Origin of the sequence: Streptococcus mitis SK1080, from assembly GCF_000220085.1 — a bacterium.
Lineage (GTDB): Bacteria > Bacillota > Bacilli > Lactobacillales > Streptococcaceae > Streptococcus > Streptococcus mitis_K.
This window is the reverse complement of the sequence record NZ_AFQV01000018.1, coordinates 86,648-109,621: the sequence shown is the minus strand read 5'-3', so window position 1 is coordinate 109,621 and position 22,974 is coordinate 86,648. Positions and strand designations below refer to the sequence as shown.

The 22,974-nt window shown below is 39.8% G+C and carries 23 protein-coding genes, 2 pseudogenes and 2 other annotated features; of the genes and pseudogenes, 16 read left to right on the top strand and 9 right to left on the bottom strand.

The genetic code is table 11. The features are described from left to right. Nucleotides 1-35: 35 nt before the first annotated feature. From HMPREF9957_RS07390 to trpA, 11 genes are all read left to right on the top strand, one after another. The gene (locus tag HMPREF9957_RS07390; RefSeq protein ID WP_000022596.1) at nt 36-1,781 is read left to right on the top strand and encodes an ABC transporter ATP-binding protein; all 1,746 of its coding nucleotides are present in this window, start codon (nt 36-38) and stop codon (nt 1,779-1,781) included. Next, nucleotides 1,771-3,513: an ABC transporter ATP-binding protein gene (locus tag HMPREF9957_RS07385; protein WP_001180162.1), complete on the top strand. Its 1,743-nt coding sequence runs from the start codon at nt 1,771-1,773 to the stop codon at nt 3,511-3,513. Before HMPREF9957_RS07390 ends, HMPREF9957_RS07385 begins: the two co-directional genes overlap by 11 nt. 130 nt (nt 3,514-3,643) lie before the next feature. After that, nucleotides 3,644-4,336 (top strand): sugar transferase, encoded by a 693-nt coding sequence (locus HMPREF9957_RS07380; protein WP_000922211.1) that lies wholly within the window; start codon nt 3,644-3,646, stop codon nt 4,334-4,336. 42 nt (nt 4,337-4,378) lie between these two features. Beyond that, entirely contained in the window at nt 4,379-5,608 is a 1,230-nt protein-coding gene (locus HMPREF9957_RS07375) for a DegT/DnrJ/EryC1/StrS family aminotransferase (protein WP_001134525.1), read from the top strand. Nucleotides 5,609-5,648: 40 nt separating this feature from the next. Next, nucleotides 5,649-5,872: a binding site (T-box leader), on the top strand. Between the two features lie 181 nt (nt 5,873-6,053). Further along, nucleotides 6,054-6,279, top strand: a binding site (T-box leader). Nucleotides 6,280-6,350: 71 nt separating this feature from the next. Then, nucleotides 6,351-7,712 carry an anthranilate synthase component I gene (trpE, locus tag HMPREF9957_RS07365; protein ID WP_000439613.1) on the top strand — a complete coding sequence of 454 codons (1,362 nt, stop codon included), beginning with the start codon at nt 6,351-6,353 and terminating at the stop codon, nt 7,710-7,712. After that, nucleotides 7,709-8,275, top strand: a complete 567-nt coding sequence (locus HMPREF9957_RS07360) for an aminodeoxychorismate/anthranilate synthase component II (protein ID WP_000601923.1) — start codon at nt 7,709-7,711, stop codon at nt 8,273-8,275. Before trpE ends, HMPREF9957_RS07360 begins: the two co-directional genes overlap by 4 nt. A gap of 10 nt (nt 8,276-8,285) precedes the next feature. Beyond that, a complete protein-coding gene (trpD, locus tag HMPREF9957_RS07355) occupies nt 8,286-9,290 on the top strand; it encodes an anthranilate phosphoribosyltransferase (protein ID WP_000658704.1) in 1,005 nt (334 codons plus the stop codon). Continuing rightward, nucleotides 9,287-10,054: an indole-3-glycerol phosphate synthase TrpC gene (trpC, locus tag HMPREF9957_RS07350; RefSeq protein WP_000076514.1), complete on the top strand. Its 768-nt coding sequence runs from the start codon at nt 9,287-9,289 to the stop codon at nt 10,052-10,054. The genes trpD and trpC overlap by 4 nt, the downstream gene beginning before the upstream one ends. Then, on the top strand, nt 10,041-10,640 hold the full coding sequence (locus HMPREF9957_RS07345) for a phosphoribosylanthranilate isomerase (RefSeq protein WP_000169911.1): 600 nt from the start codon (nt 10,041-10,043) through the stop codon (nt 10,638-10,640). Before trpC ends, HMPREF9957_RS07345 begins: the two co-directional genes overlap by 14 nt. Beyond that, a complete protein-coding gene (gene trpB, locus HMPREF9957_RS07340; protein WP_000331267.1) occupies nt 10,618-11,841 on the top strand; it encodes a tryptophan synthase subunit beta in 1,224 nt (407 codons plus the stop codon). Before HMPREF9957_RS07345 ends, trpB begins: the two co-directional genes overlap by 23 nt. Next, nucleotides 11,834-12,610 carry a tryptophan synthase subunit alpha gene (gene trpA / locus HMPREF9957_RS07335; protein ID WP_000169311.1) on the top strand — a complete coding sequence of 259 codons (777 nt, stop codon included), beginning with the start codon at nt 11,834-11,836 and terminating at the stop codon, nt 12,608-12,610. The genes trpB and trpA overlap by 8 nt, the downstream gene beginning before the upstream one ends. Here trpA and HMPREF9957_RS12635 read toward each other — a convergent pair. Further along, nucleotides 12,582-12,683, bottom strand: a pseudogene (locus tag HMPREF9957_RS12635) (prepilin peptidase); the annotation flags it as partial. The gene trpA and the pseudogene HMPREF9957_RS12635 overlap by 29 nt on opposite strands. 228 nt (nt 12,684-12,911) lie before the next feature. On the opposite strand from HMPREF9957_RS12635, the gene HMPREF9957_RS07330 reads away from it, so the two are divergent. Together HMPREF9957_RS07330 and HMPREF9957_RS07325 are read left to right on the top strand one after the other, a co-directional pair. Next, nucleotides 12,912-13,643, top strand: a complete 732-nt coding sequence (locus tag HMPREF9957_RS07330) for a spr1630 family ClpXP-sensitive toxin (protein WP_000934014.1) — start codon at nt 12,912-12,914, stop codon at nt 13,641-13,643. Nucleotides 13,644-13,657: 14 nt separating this feature from the next. After that, nucleotides 13,658-14,809, top strand: a complete 1,152-nt coding sequence (locus HMPREF9957_RS07325; protein WP_000481755.1) for a spr1629 family repressor/antitoxin — start codon at nt 13,658-13,660, stop codon at nt 14,807-14,809. A 51-nt stretch (nt 14,810-14,860) separates the two neighbouring features. On the opposite strand, the gene HMPREF9957_RS07320 is transcribed toward HMPREF9957_RS07325, so the two are convergent. Continuing rightward, the gene (locus HMPREF9957_RS07320; protein ID WP_000564997.1) at nt 14,861-15,520 is read right to left on the bottom strand and encodes a prepilin peptidase; all 660 of its coding nucleotides are present in this window, start codon (nt 15,518-15,520) and stop codon (nt 14,861-14,863) included. Between the two features lie 69 nt (nt 15,521-15,589). Between HMPREF9957_RS07320 and HMPREF9957_RS07315 the strand changes: the two genes are divergently transcribed. Beyond that, nucleotides 15,590-16,045 carry a GNAT family N-acetyltransferase gene (locus HMPREF9957_RS07315; protein ID WP_000586772.1) on the top strand — a complete coding sequence of 152 codons (456 nt, stop codon included), beginning with the start codon at nt 15,590-15,592 and terminating at the stop codon, nt 16,043-16,045. Nucleotides 16,046-16,078: 33 nt separating this feature from the next. Further along, nucleotides 16,079-16,350, top strand: a pseudogene (locus tag HMPREF9957_RS13810) (transposase); the annotation flags it as partial. A 115-nt stretch (nt 16,351-16,465) separates the two neighbouring features. Here the strand turns inward: HMPREF9957_RS13810 and HMPREF9957_RS07310 are convergent. From HMPREF9957_RS07310 to HMPREF9957_RS07290, 5 genes are all read right to left on the bottom strand, one after another. After that, nucleotides 16,466-16,681, bottom strand: a complete 216-nt coding sequence (locus tag HMPREF9957_RS07310) for a CsbD family protein (RefSeq protein WP_000109952.1) — start codon at nt 16,679-16,681, stop codon at nt 16,466-16,468. Between the two features lie 30 nt (nt 16,682-16,711). Further along, on the bottom strand, nt 16,712-17,320 hold the full coding sequence (locus tag HMPREF9957_RS07305) for an Asp23/Gls24 family envelope stress response protein (RefSeq protein ID WP_000064110.1): 609 nt from the start codon (nt 17,318-17,320) through the stop codon (nt 16,712-16,714). Nucleotides 17,321-17,357: 37 nt separating this feature from the next. Next, nucleotides 17,358-17,528 carry a DUF2273 domain-containing protein gene (locus HMPREF9957_RS07300; RefSeq protein WP_000455064.1) on the bottom strand — a complete coding sequence of 57 codons (171 nt, stop codon included), beginning with the start codon at nt 17,526-17,528 and terminating at the stop codon, nt 17,358-17,360. A gap of 11 nt (nt 17,529-17,539) precedes the next feature. Continuing rightward, on the bottom strand, nt 17,540-18,112 hold the full coding sequence (gene amaP / locus HMPREF9957_RS07295) for an alkaline shock response membrane anchor protein AmaP (protein ID WP_000047596.1): 573 nt from the start codon (nt 18,110-18,112) through the stop codon (nt 17,540-17,542). Between the two features lie 76 nt (nt 18,113-18,188). Then, entirely contained in the window at nt 18,189-18,425 is a 237-nt protein-coding gene (locus tag HMPREF9957_RS07290) for a GlsB/YeaQ/YmgE family stress response membrane protein (RefSeq protein ID WP_025170701.1), read from the bottom strand. Nucleotides 18,426-18,800: 375 nt separating this feature from the next. Between HMPREF9957_RS07290 and mgaSpn the strand changes: the two genes are divergently transcribed. Beyond that, nucleotides 18,801-20,279: a virulence factor transcriptional regulator MgaSpn gene (gene mgaSpn, locus HMPREF9957_RS07285; protein ID WP_001205271.1), complete on the top strand. Its 1,479-nt coding sequence runs from the start codon at nt 18,801-18,803 to the stop codon at nt 20,277-20,279. A 289-nt stretch (nt 20,280-20,568) separates the two neighbouring features. On the opposite strand, the gene HMPREF9957_RS07280 is transcribed toward mgaSpn, so the two are convergent. Continuing rightward, a complete protein-coding gene (locus HMPREF9957_RS07280) occupies nt 20,569-21,573 on the bottom strand; it encodes an NADP-dependent oxidoreductase (RefSeq protein ID WP_000642296.1) in 1,005 nt (334 codons plus the stop codon). A 90-nt stretch (nt 21,574-21,663) separates the two neighbouring features. Further along, nucleotides 21,664-22,095 (bottom strand): Rrf2 family transcriptional regulator, encoded by a 432-nt coding sequence (locus HMPREF9957_RS07275; protein WP_000379852.1) that lies wholly within the window; start codon nt 22,093-22,095, stop codon nt 21,664-21,666. Nucleotides 22,096-22,974: the final 879 nt, after the last annotated feature.

Below are 22,974 nucleotides of genomic sequence, written 5' to 3'. Positions count from 1 at the left end.
CCTCAGGTTTCTATTTGCAATCAGAAAGGGATGTTATGTCCATTATTCAAAAACTTTGGTGGTTTTTCAAGTTAGAAAAACGCCGTTATCTAGTCGGGATTGTGGCCTTGGTCTTGGTTTCCGTCCTCAATCTCATTCCACCTATGGTCATGGGGCGGGTCATTGATGCCATCACATCGGGGCAATTAACCCAGCAGGACCTCCTTCTTGACCTATTTTACTTGCTTCTTTCGGCTTTTGGGATGTACTATCTGCGTTATGTTTGGCGTATGTATATCCTCGGGACTTCCTACCGTCTGGGACAGATTATGCGTTCTCGCTTGTTTGAGCATTTCACAAAAATGTCTCCAGCCTTTTATCAGACCTATCGGACGGGAGACCTGATGGCACACGCAACCAACGATATCAACGCCTTAACTCGTCTGGCAGGGGGCGGTGTTATGTCTGCGGTGGATGCTTCTATCACGGCGCTGGTGACCTTGTTGACCATGCTCTTTAGCATCTCATGGCAAATGACCTTGGTTGCCATTCTACCCCTACCTTTCATGGCCTATGCGACTAGTCGTCTTGGGAGAAAGACTCATAAGGCTTTTGGTGAATCGCAGGCTGCTTTCTCTGAACTCAATAACAAGGTGCAGGAGTCTGTATCAGGTATCAAAGTGACCAAGTCTTTCGGATATCAGGCGAACGAGCTCGAGTCCTTTCAGGCAGTCAATGAATTGACCTTCCAAAAGAACCTCCAAACCATGAAATACGATAGTCTCTTTGACCCCATGGTTCTCTTATTTGTTGGTTCCTCCTATGTTTTAACCCTCTTGGTCGGCTCCTTGATGGTTCAGGAGGGGCAGATTACGGTTGGTAATCTGGTCACCTTTATCAGCTACTTGGATATGCTGGTTTGGCCTCTCATGGCCATTGGTTTCCTCTTTAATATCACTCAGCGAGGCAAGGTTTCCTACCAGCGGATTGAGGAACTTTTGTCTCAGGAATCACCTGTACAGGACCCTGAGTTTCCTCTGGATGGTATTGAAAATGGGCGCTTGCAGTATGCCATTGATAGCTTTGCCTTTGAAAATGAGGAAACACTAACGGATATTCACTTTAGTTTAGAAAAAGGGCAAACCCTGGGCTTGGTCGGACAGACAGGCTCTGGTAAAACGTCCTTGATCAAACTCCTCTTGCGTGAATACGATGTGGATAAGGGAGCCATTTATCTAAATGGCTACGATATTCGTGACTATCGTCTGACAGACCTTCGCAGTCTCATGGGCTACGTCCCTCAGGACCAGTTCCTCTTTGCGACTTCAATCTTAGACAATATTTGCTTTGGGAATCCTGATTTACCACTGTCAGCGGTCGAGGAAGCGACCAAGCTAGCCCAAGTTTACCAAGACATTGTAGCCATGCCTCAGGGATTTGATACGTTGATTGGTGAAAAGGGAGTCAGTCTTTCTGGAGGTCAAAAGCAGCGTCTGGCCATGAGTCGGGCTATGATTTTAGACCCTGATATCTTGATTTTGGATGATTCTTTGTCGGCCGTGGATGCCAAGACAGAGTATGCGATTATCGACAACCTTAAGGAGACGCGAAAGGACAAGACAACCATTATTACGGCTCATCGCCTCAGTGCGGTTGTCCATGCAGATTTGATTTTAGTCCTGCAAAATGGTCAGATTATCGAACGAGGCAGACACGAAGACCTACTAGCCATGGATGGCTGGTATGCCCAAACCTACCAGTCTCAGCAGCTGGAAATGAAAGGAGAAGAAGATGCAGAATAAGCAAGAACAATGGACTGTATTGAAGCGCTTGATGTCTTATCTCAAGCCTTATGGACTCCTTACCTTTTTGGCACTCAGTTTTCTCCTAGCGATGACGGTCATTAAAAGTGTCATTCCCCTTGTGGCTTCCCACTTTATTGACCAGTATCTCAGCAATCTCAACCAACTCGCTGTGACCGTTTTGCTGGCCTACTATGGCCTTTATATCCTACAAACTCTGGTCCAGTATGTCGGCAATCTTCTCTTTGCGCGGGTGTCTTACAGTATTGTTAGGGATATTCGTCGCGATGCCTTTGCTAATATGGAGAAGCTAGGCATGTCTTATTTTGACAAGACGCCAGCAGGCTCCATCGTCTCTCGTTTGACCAATGATACTGAGACCATCAGCGATATGTTTTCAGGGATTTTATCTAGCTTTATCTCTGCAGTTTTCATCTTTCTGACAACTCTTTATACCATGTTGGTGTTGGATTTTCGTTTGACAGCATTAGTCTTGCTCTTTCTCCCCTTGATTTTCCTTTTGGTCAATCTCTATCGGAAAAAATCAGTGAAAATCATTGAAAAAACCAGAAGTCTCTTGTCAGATATCAATAGTAAGCTGGCTGAAAACATTGAGGGAATCCGAATAATCCAGGCCTTTAATCAAGAGAAGCGCCTACAGTCAGAGTTTGATGAAATCAACCAAGAACACTTGGTCTATGCAAACCGTTCTGTAGCCTTGGATGCCCTCTTTTTGCGCCCTGCCATGAGTTTGCTGAAACTCCTAGGATATGCTGTCTTGATGGCCTATTTTGGCTATCGTGGACTTTATCTGGGAATAACGGCAGGAACCATGTATGCCTTTATCCAGTACATCAATCGTCTCTTTGACCCCTTGATTGAGGTGACGCAAAACTTTTCAACCCTGCAAACTTCTATGGTTTCCGCAGGTCGTGTCTTTGCCCTGATAGACGAGAGGACCTGTGAACCTCTTCAAGAAAATGGGCAGGCTAAAGTCAAAGAAGGCAATATTCGTTTTGAACATGTGGGCTTCTCATATGATGGCAAACATTCGATTCTGGATGATATTTCCTTCTCCGTTAACAAGGGTGAAACCATTGCTTTTGTAGGGCATACGGGTTCTGGGAAATCTTCGATTATCAATGTCCTCATGCGCTTTTATGAATTCCAGTCAGGGCGGGTTCTCTTGGATGGTGTGGATATTAGGGACTACAGTCAGGAAGAGCTGAGAAAAAACATCGGTCTGGTCTTGCAGGAACCCTTCCTCTATCATGGAACCATTAAGTCCAATATCGCCATGTACCAAGAGATCAGTGATGAGCAGGTACAGGCTGCAGCTGCCTTCGTAGATGCAGATTCCTTTATTCAGGATCTTCCGCAGGGTTATGATTCCCCTGTTTCCGAGCGTGGTTCGAGCTTCTCTACTGGTCAGCGCCAGCTTCTTGCCTTTGCTAGAACAGTCGCCAGTCATCCTAAAATCCTGATTTTGGATGAAGCGACAGCCAATATTGACTCTGAAACAGAAAGTTTGGTTCAAGCTTCTCTGGCGAAGATGAGACAGGGACGGACAACCATTGCCATCGCTCATCGCCTTTCTACCATCCAAGACGCCAACTGCATCTATGTTTTGGACAAAGGGCGAATTATTGAGAGTGGAACCCACGATGAACTCTTGGCCTTGGGAGGAACCTATCACAAGATGTATAGCTTGCAGGCCGGGGCCATGTCTTAATACTCTTTGATTTTCATTGAGCATAAGAAGGAAATCCTTCAAATTACAGATTTCTTTCACCGCCTTTTCCATTTTGTGGTATAATGAAAAATGTTGACAAATAGTATAATAAAAACAAAGGAGAAACAGCATGCTGAAATGGGAAGACTTGCCCGTGGAAATGAAATCAAGCGAGGTTGAGTCTTACTACCAGCTTGTCTCTAAAAGGAAGGGTTCGCTGATTTTCAAACGTTGCTTGGACTGGGTTTTAGCCTTGGTTGTACTGGTTCTGACCTCTCCCATCTTTCTCATTTTGAGCATTTGGATCAAGTTGGATAGCAAGGGGCCAGTGATTTATAAGCAAGAGCGCGTGACCCAGTACAATCGATCTTTCAAGATTTGGAAGTTCCGTACCATGGTGACGGATGCGGATAAAAAAGGCAGTCTGGTGACTTCTGCTAACGATAGTCGCATTACCAAGGTTGGCAATTTCATCCGCCGTGTGCGTTTGGACGAACTGCCTCAGCTGGTCAATGTCCTTAAAGGCGAAATGTCCTTTGTCGGTACACGACCTGAAGTGCCACGCTACACTGAGCAGTATAGCCCTGAAATGATGGCGACCTTGCTCTTGCCAGCAGGAATTACCTCTCCAGCCAGCATCAACTACAAGGATGAGGATGCTATCATCAGTCAAATGACGGAGAAAGGTCTGTCAGTTGACCAAGCCTATGTCGAACACGTCCTTCCTGAAAAGATGCGCTATAACCTCGACTATCTCCGAGAATTTAGTTTCCTTGGAGACATCAAAATCATGTTTCAAACCGTGTTTGAAGTGCTAAAATAAAGTAGTCATTAGAAAATGAGTACAGATAAAAGGAGCAAATCAATGCCAAATTACAATATTCCATTTTCACCACCTGATATTACGGAAGCAGAAATTGCTGAAGTAGCGGATACCCTGCGTTCTGGTTGGATCACAACAGGTCCTAAGACAAAAGAACTGGAGCGTCGTTTGTCTCAATACACACAGACGCCTAAGACTGTCTGCCTCAACTCTGCGACTGCCGCTCTTGAGTTGATTTTGCGCGTCTTGGAAGTGGGACCTGGTGACGAAGTCATCGTTCCAGCCATGACCTATACAGCTTCATGTAGTGTCATCACTCACGTAGGAGCAACCCCTGTCATGGTGGATATCCAAGCGGATACGTTTGAGATGGACTATGACCTGCTGGAGCAAGCTATCACTGAGAAAACTAAGGTGATCATCCCAGTAGAGCTCGCAGGGATTGTTTGCGACTATGACCGTTTGTTCCAAGTTGTGGAGAAAAAACGTGATCTCTTTACTGCGTCAAGCAAGTGGCAAAAGGCCTTTAACCGTATTGTGATTGTCTCTGATAGTGCCCACGCTTTGGGATCAACTTATAAAGGACAACCAGCCGGTTCTATCGCTGACTTTACTTCCTTCTCATTCCATGCCGTTAAGAACTTTACAACTGCAGAGGGTGGAAGTGCAACTTGGAAATCTAATCCAGCGATTGACGACGAAGAGATGTACAAGGAATTCCAAATTCTTTCCCTTCACGGGCAAACTAAGGATGCTCTTGCTAAGATGCAACTGGGCTCTTGGGAATACGATATCGTCACACCAGCCTACAAGTGCAATATGACTGATATCATGGCTTCCCTTGGTTTGGTACAATTGGACCGTTACCCTGGTTTACTAGAACGTCGTAAGGAGATAGTGGATCGCTATGATCGTGGTTTTGCAGGTTCTCTCATCCATCCTTTGGCACACAAGACTGAAACTGTCGAATCTTCACGCCACCTCTACATCACCCATGTAGAAGGAGCGAGCTTAGAAGAACGCAATCTTATCATCCAAGAATTGGCTAAAGCAGGAATTGCGAGTAACGTCCACTACAAACCGCTTCCGCTCTTGACAGCCTATAAGAATCTTGGCTTTGATATAGCCAACTATCCTAAGGCCTATGCCTTCTTTGAAAATGAAATTACGCTCCCTCTTCACACTAAATTAAGCGATGAAGAAGTAGACTATATCATTGAGACTTTCAAAACAGTTTCTGAAAAAGTACTAGTTTCATCAAAAAAATTGTAAAAAAGTCTTGACAAAGAAAAAACAAAGTATTAAAATAAGTTCAACAAATCAGAAAAGTAACTATTTTTGATCTTCAGGGAGCCTGTGGTGATTGTGAACAGGTGGTTGGAAGTAGTGAAAGTGGGCTGATTTTAAAAATGAATTTGAAACAATGAAAATTCGGTGCGCACACCTTACAGTGCAACTTGTTGTTAGACAAGGCAGAGATGTAAAGGGATAGTCCCTTTATAATTGAGGTGGCACCGCGTTACCAACGCCCTCACATGGAAGTATATTCTGTGTGTGGGCTTTTTTCGTAACATGATAGCGATAGAAAGTTGAAAGATTCCAACTATAAAGGAAAGAAGCTAGTAAAAGTGTACCGAAATGAAAATCTCATCATCAATGTCTCTGGTCGTGGAGACAAGGACGTAGCTGCGATTGCAGCCTACCTTGAAGCTAAAAAATAAAAGATGGAAAAATTACAGTCCTTTCTCTCACAGAGAGCTTGTGGTTGCTGGAAACAAGCAGAGAAAGCTGTAAGGTTGGGTCCATCTGAAACGAGAGAAGAAAACATAATTCTCAAGGGAGTGCCCTTTATCGCACAACCTGTTACAGGAGGTTTCTGAGACAGGAATGAGAGATAGGAGAAATCCTATAATTGAGGTGGCACCGCGAATTTCGTCCTCACGCAAGTTATTTTGCGTGGGGATTTTTCATACAGTCACCACGGACTAGAAGTAGAACTGAAAGGGAAATTACAATGGAACGAATCATTCATGGAGATGTCTTATCACCAATCTTGGCTTATATGCGCCTAAAGGGGCAACACAAGGTTATCTTAGAAAGTATTCCGAGAGACAAGGAAACAGCTCGTTTTTCTATCTTAGCTTATAATCCAGTTTTTGAGATTAAGTTTGAAAATGGAGTTCTTTATCAAAATGGTCAAGTGATTGATCAGGATCCCTTAGATTTTCTTTATGAAGTGACTCATAAGAGCCAACACCATTCAGACCTACCTTTTGGTGGTGGGGCAATTGGCTTTGTGGGTTACGATATGATTTCGCTTTATGAAGAAATTGGTCAAATCCCTGAAGATACAATTGGAACGCCAGACATGCATTTCTTCGTCCATGAGAGCTACATGGTCTTTGACCATAAGAAGGAAAAAATCCATGTCATTGAGGATGCTCTCTATAGTGAGCGTAGTCAAGAAGACTTGGAAAAAGCCTTGAACCAAGTGCTTGAGGAATTACGCATTCCTGCTCCAAATGAATTTGAAGATTTGGATTTATCACCACTTGACTTCCAACCGCATATCGCTCCTCAGAAGTTTGAGGAAATGGTGGAAACAGCTCGTGACTTGATTCGTAATGGAGATATGTTCCAATGCGTGCTCAGTCAGCGCTTCTCAGCAGAAGTTACTGGAAATCCATTTGACTTCTACAGAAATCTCCGCGTGACCAATCCTTCTAATTACCTTTATTTCTATGATTTTGGGGATTATCAAATCATCGGTGCCAGTCCAGAAAGTTTAGTTTCAGTTAAAAATGGCATCGTGACAACCAATCCGATTGCCGGTACGCGACCAAGAGGAGCTACGGATGAAGAGGACAAGACTTTGGCGACAGACCTGCTTTCTGATGAGAAGGAAACAGCAGAGCATCGGATGTTAGTAGACTTGGGTCGTAATGATATTGGCCGCATCTCTGAAACGGCCAGTGTCCAAGTCACCAAGTATATGGAAGTGGAGCTCTTCCGTTATGTTATGCATTTGACCAGCGTGGTCAAGGGGCGTTTGCTTCCAGAACTCACTGCTATGGATGCTTTGAAAGCAACACTTCCTGCTGGAACTGTTTCTGGAGCACCAAAAATTCGAGCTATGAGACGCATCTATGAACTGGAAACGGAAAAACGGGGCGTATACGCAGGAGCAATCGGCTACTTGTCTGCGACGGGCGATATGGATTTTGCCATTGCCATCCGAACGATGATTCTCAAAAATCAAACAGCCTATGTTCAGGCTGGGGCAGGGATTGTCTACGACTCCATTGCCCAAAACGAATACCAAGAAACCATTAACAAGGCTAAATCTATGACTAGAATTGGAGAACTAAGACCATGATTTTATTGATTGACAACTATGATTCTTTTACCTATAACTTGGCCCAATACATTGGGAATTTTGCAGAAGTTCAGGTTTTGAGAAATGATGATTCCAAGCTGTATGAAGAAGCTGAAAAAGCAGATGGTCTGGTCTTTTCTCCTGGTCCTGGTTGGCCAGTTGATGCTGGAAAGATGGAAGACATGATTCGTGATTTTGCTGGCAAGAAGCCGATTCTTGGGATTTGTTTGGGCCACCAAGCCATTGCAGAAGTCTTTGGTGGTAAGTTAGGTTTGGCTCCAAAAGTCATGCATGGGAAACAGAGCCATATCAGCTTTGAAGCGCCATCTGTTTTGTATCAAGGTATCGAGGATGGCCGTGCAGTCATGCGTTATCACAGTATTTTGATTGAAGAAATGCCAGAAGACTTTGAAGTGACAGCTCGTTCGACTGATGACCAAGCCATCATGGGGATTCAACATAAAAACCTACCGATTTATGGTTTCCAGTACCATCCAGAGAGCATTGGAACGCCAGATGGCTTGTCTTCTATTCGGAATTTTATCGAGAAGGTTGTAAAGTGAGGAAACTAGGATGAAAGAGATTATTGAAAAACTAGCAAAATTTGAAAATTTATCAGGTGTGGAAATGACGGATGTCATTGAGCGTATCGTAACTGGGCGTGTAACGGAAGCGCAGATTGCTTCTCTCCTCTTAGCTCTTAAGATGAAGGGGGAAACACCTGAAGAACGCACAGCCATTGCCCAAGTCATGAGAGGGCATGCCCAACATATTCCAACTGAAATTCATGATGCTATGGACAACTGTGGTACAGGTGGGGACAAATCTTTTAGTTTTAATATTTCCACAACTGCAGCCTTTGTCTTGGCTGGTGGTGGTGTTCACATGGCAAAACACGGTAACCGCTCGATTTCTTCTAAATCTGGTTCTGCAGATGTTCTCGAAGCCTTGGGCATCAACCTAGACCTCAAACCAGCTGAACTAGGTAAGGTCTTTGATAAAACTGGAATCGTCTTTCTCTTTGCTAAAAATATGCACCCAGCAATGAAATACATCATGCCAGCTCGTTTGGAATTGGGAATTCCAACGATTATGAACTTGACTGGTCCCCTGATTCACCCAATGGCTTTGGAAACACAGCTTCTTGGTATTAGTCGTCCAGAACTTCTAGAAAGTACAGCTCAGGTTTTGAAAAATATGGGTCGCAAACGTGCCATCGTTGTTGCTGGACCAGAAGGATTGGATGAAGCTGGTTTAAATGGAACAACCAAAATTGCTCTTCTTGAAAATGGCGAAATCACCTTGTCAAGCTTTAATCCAGCGGATTTGGGAATGGAAGGCTACGCTATCGAAGATATTCGTGGAGGCAATGCTCAGGAAAATGCAGAAATTTTGCTTAGCGTTCTTAAAAATGAACCAAGTCCATTCTTGGAAACGACAGTCTTAAATGCTGGTCTTGGTTTCTATGCTAATGGTAAAGTTGATAGCATCAAGGAAGGAGTTGCCTTGGCCCGTCAAGTCATTGCTAGTGGCAAGGCCCTTGAAAAACTCAGATTGTTGCAGGAGTACCAAAAATGAGTCAGGAATTTTTAGCACGAATCTTGGAGCAGAAGGCGCGTGAGGTAGAGCAAATGGAGCTGGAGGAAATCCAGCCCTTGCGCCAGACCCATCGCTTGGCTGACTATCTAAAACAACACCAAGACCGTTTACAGGTAATCGCTGAAGTCAAGAAGGCTAGCCCTAGTCTGGGAGATATCAATCTCGATGTGGATATTGTGCAACAGGTCCAGACTTATGAAGCAAATGGTGCAGTGATGATTTCTGTTTTGACAGATGAAGTTTTCTTTAAAGGTCATTTGGATTATCTACGGGAGATTTCCAGTCAGGTACAGATTCCAACGCTCAACAAGGACTTTATCATCGATGAAAAGCAAATCATCCGCGCTCGCAATGCAGGTGCGACAGTCATCTTGCTCATTGTGGCAGCCTTGTCAGAAAAACGCCTCAAGGAACTGTATGACTATGCGACAGAGCTTGGTCTGGAAGTCTTGGTGGAAACTCACAATCTAGCTGAACTAGAGGTGGCCCACAGACTTGGAGCTCAAATTATCGGTGTCAACAATCGAAATTTAACCACCTTTGAGGTCGACTTGCAGACCAGCGTGGACTTGGCTAAACATTTCAAATATGATTGCTTGTATATTTCTGAATCTGCTATTTTCACAGGGCAGGATGCGGAAAGAGTAGCCCCATACTTTAACGGAATTTTAGTTGGGACAGCTCTTATGCAGGCAGAAGATGTTGCCCAGAGAATCAAGGAGTTGCAGATTGACAAAGGTTAAAATTTGCGGACTATCGACCAAAGAAGCGGTGGAAACAGCCGTATCAGCAGGAGCAGACTACATCGGTTTTGTCTTCGCACCTAGTAAAAGACAGGTGACTTTGGAAGAGGCTTCTGAGATGGCAAAGCTTATTCCTGCAGATGTCAAAAAGGTTGGTGTATTTGTTTCACCAAGTCGGGTAGAACTGCTAGAAGCGATTGACAAAGTTGGTTTAGACTTGGTTCAAGTTCACGGTCAGGTGGCAGATGATTTATTTGAGGATTTGCCTTGTGCTAGCATTCAGGCTGTGCAGGTGGATGGAGAGGGGCATGTGCCCAATTCTCAGGCAGACTATCTACTCTTTGATGCCCCTATGGCTGGGAGTGGCCAGACCTTTGACTGGGGGCAACTGGATACGACTGGATTACCTCAGCCTTTCTTTATCGCAGGTGGGCTTAATGAAGACAATGTAGTAAAAGCAATTCAACATTTTACTCCCTATGCAGTAGATGTATCAAGCGGAGTGGAGACAGATGGACAAAAAGATCATGAAAAGATTAGAAGATTTATAGAGAGGGTAAAGAATGGCATATCAAGAACCAAATAAAGATGGATTTTACGGAAAATTCGGTGGACGTTTTGTCCCAGAAACATTGATGACAGCAGTTTTGGAGTTGGAAAAGGCTTATCGTGAAAGTCAGGCAGACCCAAGTTTCCAAGAGGAATTAAACCAACTTTTGCGCCAGTATGTGGGACGTGAAACTCCCCTTTACTACGCAAAAAACTTGACCCAGCATATCGGCGGAGCCAAGATTTATCTCAAACGTGAAGACCTCAACCATACAGGGGCTCACAAGATTAACAATGCCTTGGGACAAGTTCTTCTGGCTAAACGCATGGGTAAAAAGAAAATTATCGCTGAAACAGGTGCTGGTCAGCACGGTGTGGCAACTGCAACAGCTGCGGCCCTCTTTAACATGGAATGTACTATCTATATGGGTGAGGAAGATGTCAAACGCCAAGCCCTCAATGTCTTCCGTATGGAGCTTTTGGGAGCCAAGGTTGAGGCAGTGACAGATGGTTCGCGCGTGCTCAAGGATGCGGTCAATGCAGCCCTTCGTTCATGGGTGGCTAATATCGATGATACCCACTATATCCTTGGTTCTGCCTTAGGACCTCATCCATTTCCAGAAATTGTTCGTGATTTCCAAAGTGTCATCGGTCGAGAGGCTAAACAACAGTACCGTGACTTGACAGGTCAAGATTTGCCAGATGCCCTAGTAGCCTGTGTTGGTGGTGGTTCTAATGCCATCGGGCTCTTCCATCCATTTGTAGAAGATGAGTCTGTAGCTATGTATGGGGCTGAAGCGGCTGGACTTGGTGTGGATACGGAGCACCACGCAGCTACCTTGACCAAGGGTCGTCCGGGTGTCCTTCATGGTTCTCTCATGGATGTGCTCCAAGATGCCCATGGTCAAATTCTTGAAGCCTTCTCTATCTCAGCAGGTTTGGACTATCCTGGTATCGGTCCAGAACATTCTCACTACCACGATATCAAACGTGCCAGCTATGTTCCTGTGACAGACGAGGAAGCCTTGGAAGGATTTCAGCTCTTATCTCGCGTGGAAGGGATTATCCCAGCCTTGGAATCTAGCCATGCCATTGCCTTCGCAGTGAAATTAGCCAAAGAACTTGGACCAGACAAGTCTATGATTGTCTGTCTATCAGGTCGTGGGGACAAGGATGTGGTTCAAGTCAAAGACCGTTTGGAAGCAGATGCAGTAAAGAAGGGAGAAGCTCATGACTAAGACACTAACAGAAAAATTGAACGCTATTAAAGCGACTGGAAAAGGAATTTTCGTTCCCTATATCATGGCTGGAGATCATGAGAAAGGTTTGGACGGTCTCGGTGAAACAATCCACTTTTTAGAAGATATGGGTGTCTCTGCAATTGAAGTGGGCATTCCCTTTTCAGATCCTGTCGCAGATGGACCTGTTATCGAAGAAGCTGGCTTGCGCAGTTTAGCCCACGGGACCTCTACCCAGGCTTTGGTTGAAACCTTGAAAACCATTGAAACAGAGGTTCCGCTGGTCATCATGACCTACTTCAACCCCCTCTTTCAGTACGGTGTGGAGAACTTTGTCAAAGATTTGGCAGATACAGCGGTTAAGGGCTTGATTATTCCAGACCTGCCTCATGAGCATGCCAACTTTGTAGAACCATTTTTGGCAGACACAGACATCGCCTTGATTCCTCTAGTTAGTTTGACGACAGGAATTGAGCGCCAGAAAGAGTTGATTGATGGGGCAGAAGGATTCGTCTATGCCGTTGCCATCAATGGGGTGACAGGGAAATCTGGCAATTACCGCGCAGACTTGGACAAGCACTTGGCACAATTGCATCAAGTGGCCGATATCCCAGTCTTGACAGGTTTTGGCGTATCTAGTCAAGCCGATGTAGAACGCTTTAATGCGGTGTCAGATGGCGTTATCGTCGGTTCAAAAATCGTAAAAGCTCTCCATCAAGGAGAGCCGATTCAGGACTTTATCAAACAAGCAGTAGCTTACCAAAAATAATCACACAAGCAGCGAGTAAGAGGAAAGGCACAAAAGGAAGTCTTTCCTTTTTCTTTTGCAGGAGAAAGGCTAGTTTTATAATGAATTGAATCTGGAATAGTACATTATGATTCCTAAAATATTTTAAGAAAGTGATTTGAATTTCCCAATAAATTTGTTCAGTTTTTAATTGATTTTACTATAGAAGATATAATTTTCTAAATTACTCTGATATGCAACTTTAAGAAAAAGCCAATTATTGTAGTAATTTCTTTAAGAAAATGATATAATTCATTAAAAAGAATTTGAAGGAGGAAGAATTATGTTGAATCAGGATCTCTTTGATTCGCTTGAGGCACAAAAAATTGTAGATACTTTGATGAAAGGGCAAAAAGATTATGTAGATGAACGTCTAGAAAAAAGAGAGACCATGATAGTGTCGAATGGTTATGCATGGACACGACCTAATCATATTGATACTGCATTTGCATCAGCAGATTTGTTTGAGTATAAATTAAAATTAGCAGGACAGACTTGGGGATATTTAGAATTTGAAACAAATACAGAAAAATATGGGAAAGTATTGTTAATTATAAAGGGTAAGAAGCGACTTACGAACCAATTTCCTTTGGTACAAAAAAATAAGAGTGGCTACTTATTTGAATATGCTCAGATTAATACACTTTATCTTAATCAACATTCTTCCTATAAAAATGATGAAGATAGTCATTCTTTTCCAATTCAGATGGAGTTAGTTTCTGATGAAATGATTCAAGAAATTGAACAAGCTACTAAAAATTCGAATATCGAAAAATTTATGATTTTAACTTATGAGGCGGACTCAGCAAACAATATTATATCTGTAGATGTTGTTATGCCTGATGCACGAACTGGTCAGTTACACTTGATTCAAGATTTGTCTGAGTATATTCAATCAAGTTCGTACCATTTCGAAGAAGCTAAATACCAAGATATTCCTAATTTTTCAGAATTATCGGAAACAGAAGATTTTGAAATTATTCCAAGAATAGAAAAACAAGAAGGTCAAAAGTAGTAAGGAGTATGTAAATGTTTAATGGTCGGGTATTGAAAGAATTACGGCTGTTAAATGGTTTAAGTAGAGCAGAATTGGCTCAGAGAATTAATTTAACGGAACAAGCCATTTGGCAGTTTGAGTCTAACGAAACTAAACCTAAATTATCAACCAAAATGCATTTGGCCAACCAATTTCATGTTGATTTAACTTATTTTGAACAAGAAGAAGAAAGTATTCGATTTGATTCTTCTGTAATTGCCTTTAGAAATGCAGACCTAGCAACACGGAAAACAATAGATATTCAAACTATGTATTTACATAAGGTAGATAGTTTGATTGATTATTTTGAAAGTTTTGTAATTATACCTAATATTACAATTCATGACCTAAGTAATGTAGTGAGTGAATCTTATCATAAGGGAGAATCCATTGAGGAATTGGCTCTTTATGCCAGGGAAAAATTAGGTATTTCAAAAGATAATCATGATTTGCTTTATAAATTAGAACGTTCAGGCATCTATATCGTGGAACGATTAATTAATGGGCAAGCTGATGCTTATAGCGCATGGTCAAAATTGGGAAGACCTTATATTGTGTTGGGGACGAATAAATCATCTGTACGTCGAAATTTTGACTTAGCTCATGAACTAGGACATATTCTTTTACACAAATATAAAGATATGAATGAAGATGGCGATCGTTTGGAGCAAGAAGCAAATTATTTTGCATCATGTTTTTTATTGCCAAAAGAAGAGTTTTTGGTCAAATTTGAAGAGAGGGTTGGCAAGCGTGTCAGCAATCCTGATAGTTATATTTTATTGAAGTCGGATTTGAATGTTTCGATACAGGCTTTAGAGTATCGAGCTTTTAAGTTAGGATTATTGACTCCAAAGCAACATTCTTACTTTTATCGTCAAATTGCGCAAAAAGGTTACAAAATGATTGAACCTCTGGATGATCAAATTTTTGTTAAAAAACCAAGCAAAGTAAAGAGTATTCTGGACGTCGTTTTGAGTAATCATCTAGTCAGTCTAGCGACTATAATGTCTAAACAAAGTATTCGTTTACAGTTTATAAGCGAAATATTTTCAGTCGAAATGAAATTTTTTGATCAGTATAAAGAAGATAAAAGAACAGATCGATTTGATAACATCATTCCTTTGTACAAAAGAAATAATTTATAATTCAACTGTGAAATAATTTCATGAAGGACATATGGCAGAAATTGGACTTTATCAAACAAGCAGTAGATTACCAAAAATAATCACACAAGCAGCGAGTAAGAGGAAAGGCACGAAAGGAAGTCTTTCCTTTTTCTTTTGCAGGAGAAAGGCCAGGATACCCATCGCAGAAGCAAACTGAATCAAGATCAGTAACTCCGTTACGATAAAGACGAGAGAGCAGGAAGCTAAAAAGAGAAAATCCCCTGCGCCCATGCGAATATCAATAAAATGAGCTAAAATTCCAAGAGCAAGGAAGAAGACCATGACTAGATTCCAGCCAGAGGAAGCCATGAGGATTAGGTGGAAAGTCATCCAGACCAGTAAGGGATATTCCTGATGGCGAAAGTCGTAGATGCCCAAGGTCAAACCAGTAGTGATTAGGATGACTTGACTCAAGGAAAGTAATTCCCAATACCAAGCCAGAAAGAGGAGCCCTAAGCCTAGTTCCAAAAGGGCATACCAGACTGGATAAGGAGCCTTGCAGTAGCGACAGCGAAAGCGATTGAGCATCTGCGAGAGAATCGGAATCAAATCTAAGGGACGCAAGCGAGTCTGACAGGAATCGCAGTGACTGGCTGGGCTGATAATGGATTGCTCTGGAAAACGGTCAATGACCAAACCAAGAAAGGAAGCGAGAATGCTCCCGACAAGAAAAAAGTAAAAATCAATCATACTTATCTATTCGTAAAAAATAGGAGAAGTAGTATAATGGAGAAACATAGATAAGATGGTGAGGCAAAGATGATAATTCGTTTTGAAGAAAAGGTGAGTACAGAAAACGCTCAGCTCGTATGCCAATGGTCCAACTTCCTTGGCAAATCCTTTCAAGAACAATGGATGGGACCAAGGATTCCTTTTCCCTTGACAATTCAAGTTTTGCAAGATTTGGAAGGAATCTTTTCAATCTTTGAAGGACAAGAGTTTGTGGGGCTTATCCAGAAAATCAGACTAGAAGACAGTAATCTTCATATCGGGAGATTTTTTATCAATCCCCAGAAACAGGGGCAAGGCTTAGGTAGACAAGCTTTAAGGAAATTTGTTAGTTTGGCATTTGAAAATGAAGACATAGATACTATTTCTCTAAATGTCTTCGAGGCAAATCAAACAGCTCACAATCTTTACCAAAAAGAAGGATTTGAAATCGTTCAAATGGTTGAAACACCTATACGAAAATACATCATGAAAAAGGGTAGATAGAAAGTAAAAATCCTTGAAATCAATCTTGACTGCGATGATGAACCTGAATCAGCCCCTCAAAAGGGACTGTATATAAATGAACGTTACCAGTGTTTAAAAACTAAAGAATATCAGGCACTTTTATCTTCCAAGGGTAGACAAATTTTCGCTAAACGTAAGATTGATATGAAATCTGTCTTTGGGCAGATAAAGGTTTGCTTGGTTATAAGAGATGTCATCTGATAGGTAAGCGTAAAGTGAGAATTGACATGGGATTCGTACTAACGGTCAACATCCTGCTGAAATATAATAAGAGAAAGAGGTGAAATTAAAAAGCTAGAGTTCCGCAATTGGAAATCTCTAGCTTTTTGTTTTCTGAGAATCATATTGACTCAGACTCTTTTGACTAATGTTACTAAAAAGATAAAGTAACTTTTAGCCTTATTTATCGTTGCCACTCAACATGTTTTTGATACCTTCTACAGCACCTTCTACAGCACCTTCTACAGCGTCTTTGGCATCTTCAGCAACTTCTTTTACTTTAGAAACAACTTTTTCAGCTGCTCCTTCTTTTTCCATTTTTTCATCACCGATGGCTTTCCCAACACCTTCTTTAATAGAACCCTTAGCTTGATTTAATTTTTCTTCTACTGACATGATAATTTCTCCTGTTATATTTATTTTATATTAGTTTACACGAGTTTTTTCGTGAGATACTACACCAGTTGCTGCACCTTTAACAGCTTCTACACCTTCGCTAACTTTTTCTTGAACAGTTGAGAAACCAGATCCAAGACCAGATTTAGCTTTTTCGAATTGTTCTGAAGCGAATTCTCCTGTTGATTCAGCAACGTCAGATACGCGATCTTGAAGGCTTACTGAGTCTGCTTCATGTTGTTCTTTAGTTTTGATGTCGACAACGTTTACGTTGATTTCAACAACTTCCAAGTCAGTCATTTTAGCAACTTCTGAAGATACGATTTCTCTGATTTCTGAATATAAAGCTGGAACATTTTTTTGGTACTCAGCAATAATGTTTAAGTCAACTGCAACTTGTGTTTTACCAACTTCTACGTTAACACCACTTGTTACGTCATCGCTGTTAACGATTTTTTCTTTAAGATTTGAGAAGAAACCACCGTCGATTCCCAAAAGACCTGAAACGTTTTCTAGTGACAGACCAATGATTTTTTGGATAACTTTATCTTCGTAAGTAAGTTCCCCTTTGATTTCGTGAGCTACAGCAGTAGCATCTTTCTTTTCTACGTTAGTGTTAATGTTTTTTTCGTTTGACATATGAAACTCCTTTAATTAAATTAGTAATTTTTATTTTTTATTTATCTATATAGTTTTTTTCGATATATAATCCAGCTGCAACTCCCAGTGCTCCTAAAATCAATACAAATATTGTTTTGAAGAAGCCAAAGGAGATAATCAAACAAGCGAGAAATACGCCTATGAGACCTGCGATTATTGGATATCGATATTGTTTAAGCCATTCCATTTTTTACTTCCTTACTTCACACGACTAACAGTCTTTTTGTTTTGAGGTTTTGGTTTAGGCTGGTAGTCTTTTACTAGAACTTCTAGTTTAACCTGACGCTCAATACCAAAAAACTGCTTCAATCCATTAGTTATTTCATTTTGAATTAGTTGGCATCTGTCAGCGATGTTGTCCGAAGGAAGAATTTTACCTTCTACATGAACGAAACATTTATTTTTTCGTAAATTTACATGAACAGTTGGGTTCTTGATCAATCCATGATCACTCACCAAACTTCTAACAAAACCTTCGATTGCTGAATTCTTTAATTTCAATGTATCGTTTTTAGTTTCAAGTTGAATTTCCAAATAACGTTTAGGATAAAACAACACAACTAACATCGATAACAAAACTAAAGTTGATAGAGCCACTATCCCCCAGAATATATATCTAGAGAGATAAAATTCAACGAAATGATTCTGTCTCCAGCTAAATAGCTGAATGCCTAGATCACTAACTTGATGATAATCTATCAAAACAGGAAGGAAAATTGTCAAGATTAAAATACAGAAAATAATGAAAAATATTTTCTTTGTTTTTGACATATACAATCCTTTCGATTTAACATTAAACTATTTTTACCCGTCTAATCTATTAAAAAATAGTTTATTCTACAAGTAATTATTTTTTACCTGTAAAGAATGATACTACAGTAACAACAATTGCTGCTCCTGCAATAGATGGGATCAAAGCCATTCCAGCGATGGATGGGCCCCAACTACCTAAAAGGGATTGTCCTACAGATGACCCGACTAAACCAGCGAATACATTTGCGACGATTCCCATAGAAATACCTTTTTTAGTGATTCTACCTGCTACAAGTCCAATAAGACCTCCAGCAATGATTGACCACAATATTGCTTACCCTCCTTTTTTATTTTAATATCAAAAAATAAATCAATTCCTTTGATTATTACTATTGTATAATTTTAATATAAAATAATCAATTATTTTGATTATTATATAATTTTAATATAAAAAAATCAAATTCTTTGATTGTTGCTATTATATAATTTTTAAAATTAAAAATATAATCTTTCGACTTGAATTTGATTCTGTATTCACGCCCTCAATAGACGGTAAAATAAGAAAATTGTTTATATATTGCCTCCGTAGTGTTATTATACGAAATAAAGGATCTTAGTAAAAGTCGTTACAGCATGTTATACCTATTCTTTGTGGTATAATTGCAAGAGGTTTAATCCGATAATTTATAAAGAGAGAAAGACATTCATGAGAGATTTATTATCTAAAAAAAGTCATAGGCAATTAGAATTATTAGAATTATTATTTGAACATAAACGATGGTTTCATCGTTCTGAACTAGCAGAGTTACTAAATTGTACAGAACGTGCAGTCAAAGATGATCTATCCCATGTTAAATCTGCTTTTCCTGACTTGATTTTTCATTCTTCTACTAATGGTATACGCATTATTAATACCGATGATAGCGATATTGAAATGGTTTACCATCATTTCTTTAAGCATTCAACTCATTTTTCGATTTTAGAATTTATCTTCTTTAATGAAGGTTGTCAAGCTGAGAGTATTTGTAAAGAATTTTATATCAGTTCATCTTCGCTCTATCGTATTATTAGCCAAATCAATAAAGTGATTAAAAGGCAATTTCAATTTGAAATCAGTCTGACCCCTGTTCAAATCATTGGAAATGAGAGAGATATTCGTTACTTTTTTGCACAATATTTTTCAGAAAAATATTATTTCCTAGAATGGCCATTTGAAAATTTTTCATCAGAGCCCCTATCTCAATTGTTAGAATTGGTTTATAAGGAAACAAGCTTTCCAATGAATTTGTCAACTCATAGAATGCTAAAGTTGCTCCTAGTTACGAACCTATATAGAATAAAGTTTGGTCATTTCACGGAAGTAGATAAAGACTCTTTTAACGATCAAAGTTTGGATTTTTTAATGCAGGCAGAAGGAATAGAAGGTGTTGCTCAGAGTTTTGAATCAGAATACAATATCTATTTAGATGAAGAAGTTGTTTGCCAATTATTTGTGTCTTACTTTCAAAAAATGTTTTTCATAGATGAAAGTCTCTTTATAAAATGCGTAAAAAAGGATAGCTATGTTGAAAAATCTTACCATCTATTGAGTGATTTTATTGATCAGATTTCAGCCAAGTATCAGATTGAGATTGAGAATAAGGATAATCTGATTTGGCATCTACATAATACGGCACATCTGTATCGTCAAGAGTTGTCCACTGAGTTTATTTTATTTGATCAAAAAGGGAATACAATCAGGAATTTTCAAAATATTTTCCCTAAATTTGTTTCAGATGTAAAAAAAGAGCTTTCTCATTATTTAGAGACTCTTGAAGTTTGTTCTAGTTCAATGATGGTAAATCATCTATCTTATACCTTCATCACTCATACCAAACATTTGGTGCTTAATCTACTACAAAATCAGCCAAAGCTGAAGGTTCTGGTTATGAGTAATTTTGATCAGTATCATGCAAAATCCGTTGCAGAGACACTTTCTTATTATTGCAGCAACAACTTTGAACTTGAAGTTTGGACTGAATTAGAATTATCAAAGGAGTCTTTAGAAGAATCGCCTTATGATATCATCATTTCTAATTTTATTATTCCTCCGATTGAAAATAAGAGACTCATCTATTCCAATAATGTCAATACTGTCGCTCTCATATCCTTGTTGAATGCCATGATGTTTATTCGACTAGACTAGTGAGTGAAAGAAGACTCCATCCATGTCCAGGGTAGATTCCCTTTAGATAGGTGGAGTCTTTTTGAATATTAAAAAATTTCATATCTATCATTAGCAGAGATCCTAGATACATTCATTTGTATGCTAGTCAATGACGAAGAGGTCCTCATTACTTTTAATCTCGATGACATAGTGGGCTAGGCAAGACAAGCCTTGCTGACGTTTGGTTAGACCTCTTACGGATCACTTATTTATTGCCAAGTGACGAATTGACTTTTTGTAGTAATATACGACATAATATTCTCCTTTTTTATTTCTTAAAGCTGAGGACTGTTTTTCCACGTGAGCGACCATTAGCGACTTTGTCTAATGCGCTATTTACCTCTTCAAATGGATAAACTGTATCGATAGAGGGTTTGATTTCTAATTTGCTAAAGAGGTCAGCTACCTCTTGTAATTGAGCACCATTGCTTTCTACAAAGATAAAATGGTAGTGGACGCCATATTTTTCCGCCATCTTATCAAATTTGCGACCTGCTAAGCCAAGAATAATCTGTTTCCATTTTGGTAGATTCATGCGTTTGGCAAAGGCACCGTTTGGCATGGCACGAAGTGAAACAAGATGACCACCTTTTTTTATGATAGACATTTGTTTTTCAGTTTCAGCTCCACCGAGAGTATCTAGGACATAATCAACCTGGCTAACAGTTTTTGTATAATCCTCTGTTTTGTAATCGATAAATCTATCTGCTCCGAGGTTCAATACACGCTCAGCACTATCTACAGCTCCATTGGTGATGACTTTCAATCCTTTGGCCTTGGCAATCGGAATGGCCATTCCACCAACTCCTCCAGTACCACCAGAAATAAAGATTGTTTTCCCAGCTTGAGCGCCCATGAGGTCAAGAGCCTGCATAATGGTCAAGGCAGTAAGAGGAATAGCAGCGGCTTCCTCGTCTGATAGATAGTCTGGAACCTTGGCTAAGGCTTGGCTATCAACAGCTACGTATTCTGCAAAGGCGCCGATCTGATCAAGTGGCAGACGACCAAAGACACGGTCTCCTACCTGAAAGTTGTTAACTTTCTTGCCAATGCTTTCAACGATTCCAACGACCTCATTACCTGCAGTTTGAGGAAGTTTGTATGGAACAATTATCTTGACCTCACCACGAGAGATCATGTTATCGAGAGGATTAACCCCAGCTGCGGATACTTTCACCAAGACTTGTTTGTCTGTAATACTTGGCTTAGCGATTTCTGTGATGTTTAGTGTGATATTCTTTTTGTTATAAGTAGTGTGTTGTGCGGCTTTCATGTGATTTCTCTTTTCTTTTTTTATATAACTATATACTTGTATCTAATACAAGTATATGTTGTTTCTAGTAAAAACTGACTTGTTATCAAATCAGTTTCGGACTTGTTTAGCTTGTTTATATAGATTGTCAATGACATCTTCTAAAGTTTGATTTGCTAATTCCTTCTCTAATTGAGATTCGGCACTAGCGAAAAGCGGTGAAACTGCTCCTTGGATATGTTTTCCAACGGGACAATCGGGATTACTATTTTGATGAACAGGGAATAAACTAATGTGATTGATTTCTTGAGTAGCATAGTAGATCTCTAGTAAAGTCATTTTCTTTGGAGACTTACTGAGTTGATAGCCTGTTTTTCCTTGATGTGAATGAATCAAATCTGCATTTTTCAATAAGGCAATCACCTTTCGAATGTAACTAGCGTTAGTCCCAACACTAATAGCTAGTGCTTGAGAACTTAAGGTTTCCTTGCTTTCACTAATCATTGTTAAGATATGCAAAGCAACTGAGAATTTTGTATCCATCTGAATCCCTCTCTTAATAAACTTGTATCAGGCGCAAGAACAAGTATATCATAAATTAAAAGAAAAGCAAGTCTTTTGTTTTAAATTTTAAAAAATTTTGAGTGCAATCAGATTAGAGCTGTCTGGGAAGGGTGTTCATAAAATTATACCGTTGATATCCATTAGTTGACCAAAAGTAGAACAGATACACAAAAAAGCCTTGTAAATCAAGGCTTTTTCCTGTTGTATTTAGATGCCCCTACAGGGATTTGGAAAGGACTTTCATATTGAGAGCAATTAAAAATATTGAAATATAAGTGATTTTAGGTATTTTCAATGTCATGATTTAAAAATGGGACAAAAGTGGGGCAAATCAGTTATAGACAAGCAAAAAAGCCTAGTAAATCAAGGCTTTTTCCTGTTGTATTTAGATGCCCCCTACAGGGATTTGGAAAGGACTTTCATATTGAGAGCAATTAAAAATATTGAAATATAAGTGATTTTAGGTATTTTCAATGTCATGATTTAAAAATGGGACAAAAGTGGGGCAAAAACCATACAGATTCTAAACTGTATGGTTCTTTTTTTATCTAACCAAGAAAGGTTAAAACTTATTAAAACAAATGCAATCAACTGTTGAAAACTTTTTAGTCCGTGTAATATAAAAATAAGTAAAAAGTTGAACTATAGGGAATATTGTGTCATAATAGGTAATAGATGAATAATTAATAGATTGGAAATAATGCTTTCTTACCTTAACAAGTTGAATTGGTTATACATTTTTTCGTCGCAATTGTGTCTATCTCTCGAGTTTAGCTAGTTTTTATAAGCTCTGGTTTCTAATCAATATAACAAATTTTAGAAGTGCATAAGACAAGATGGTGACATTACTACAGTCAT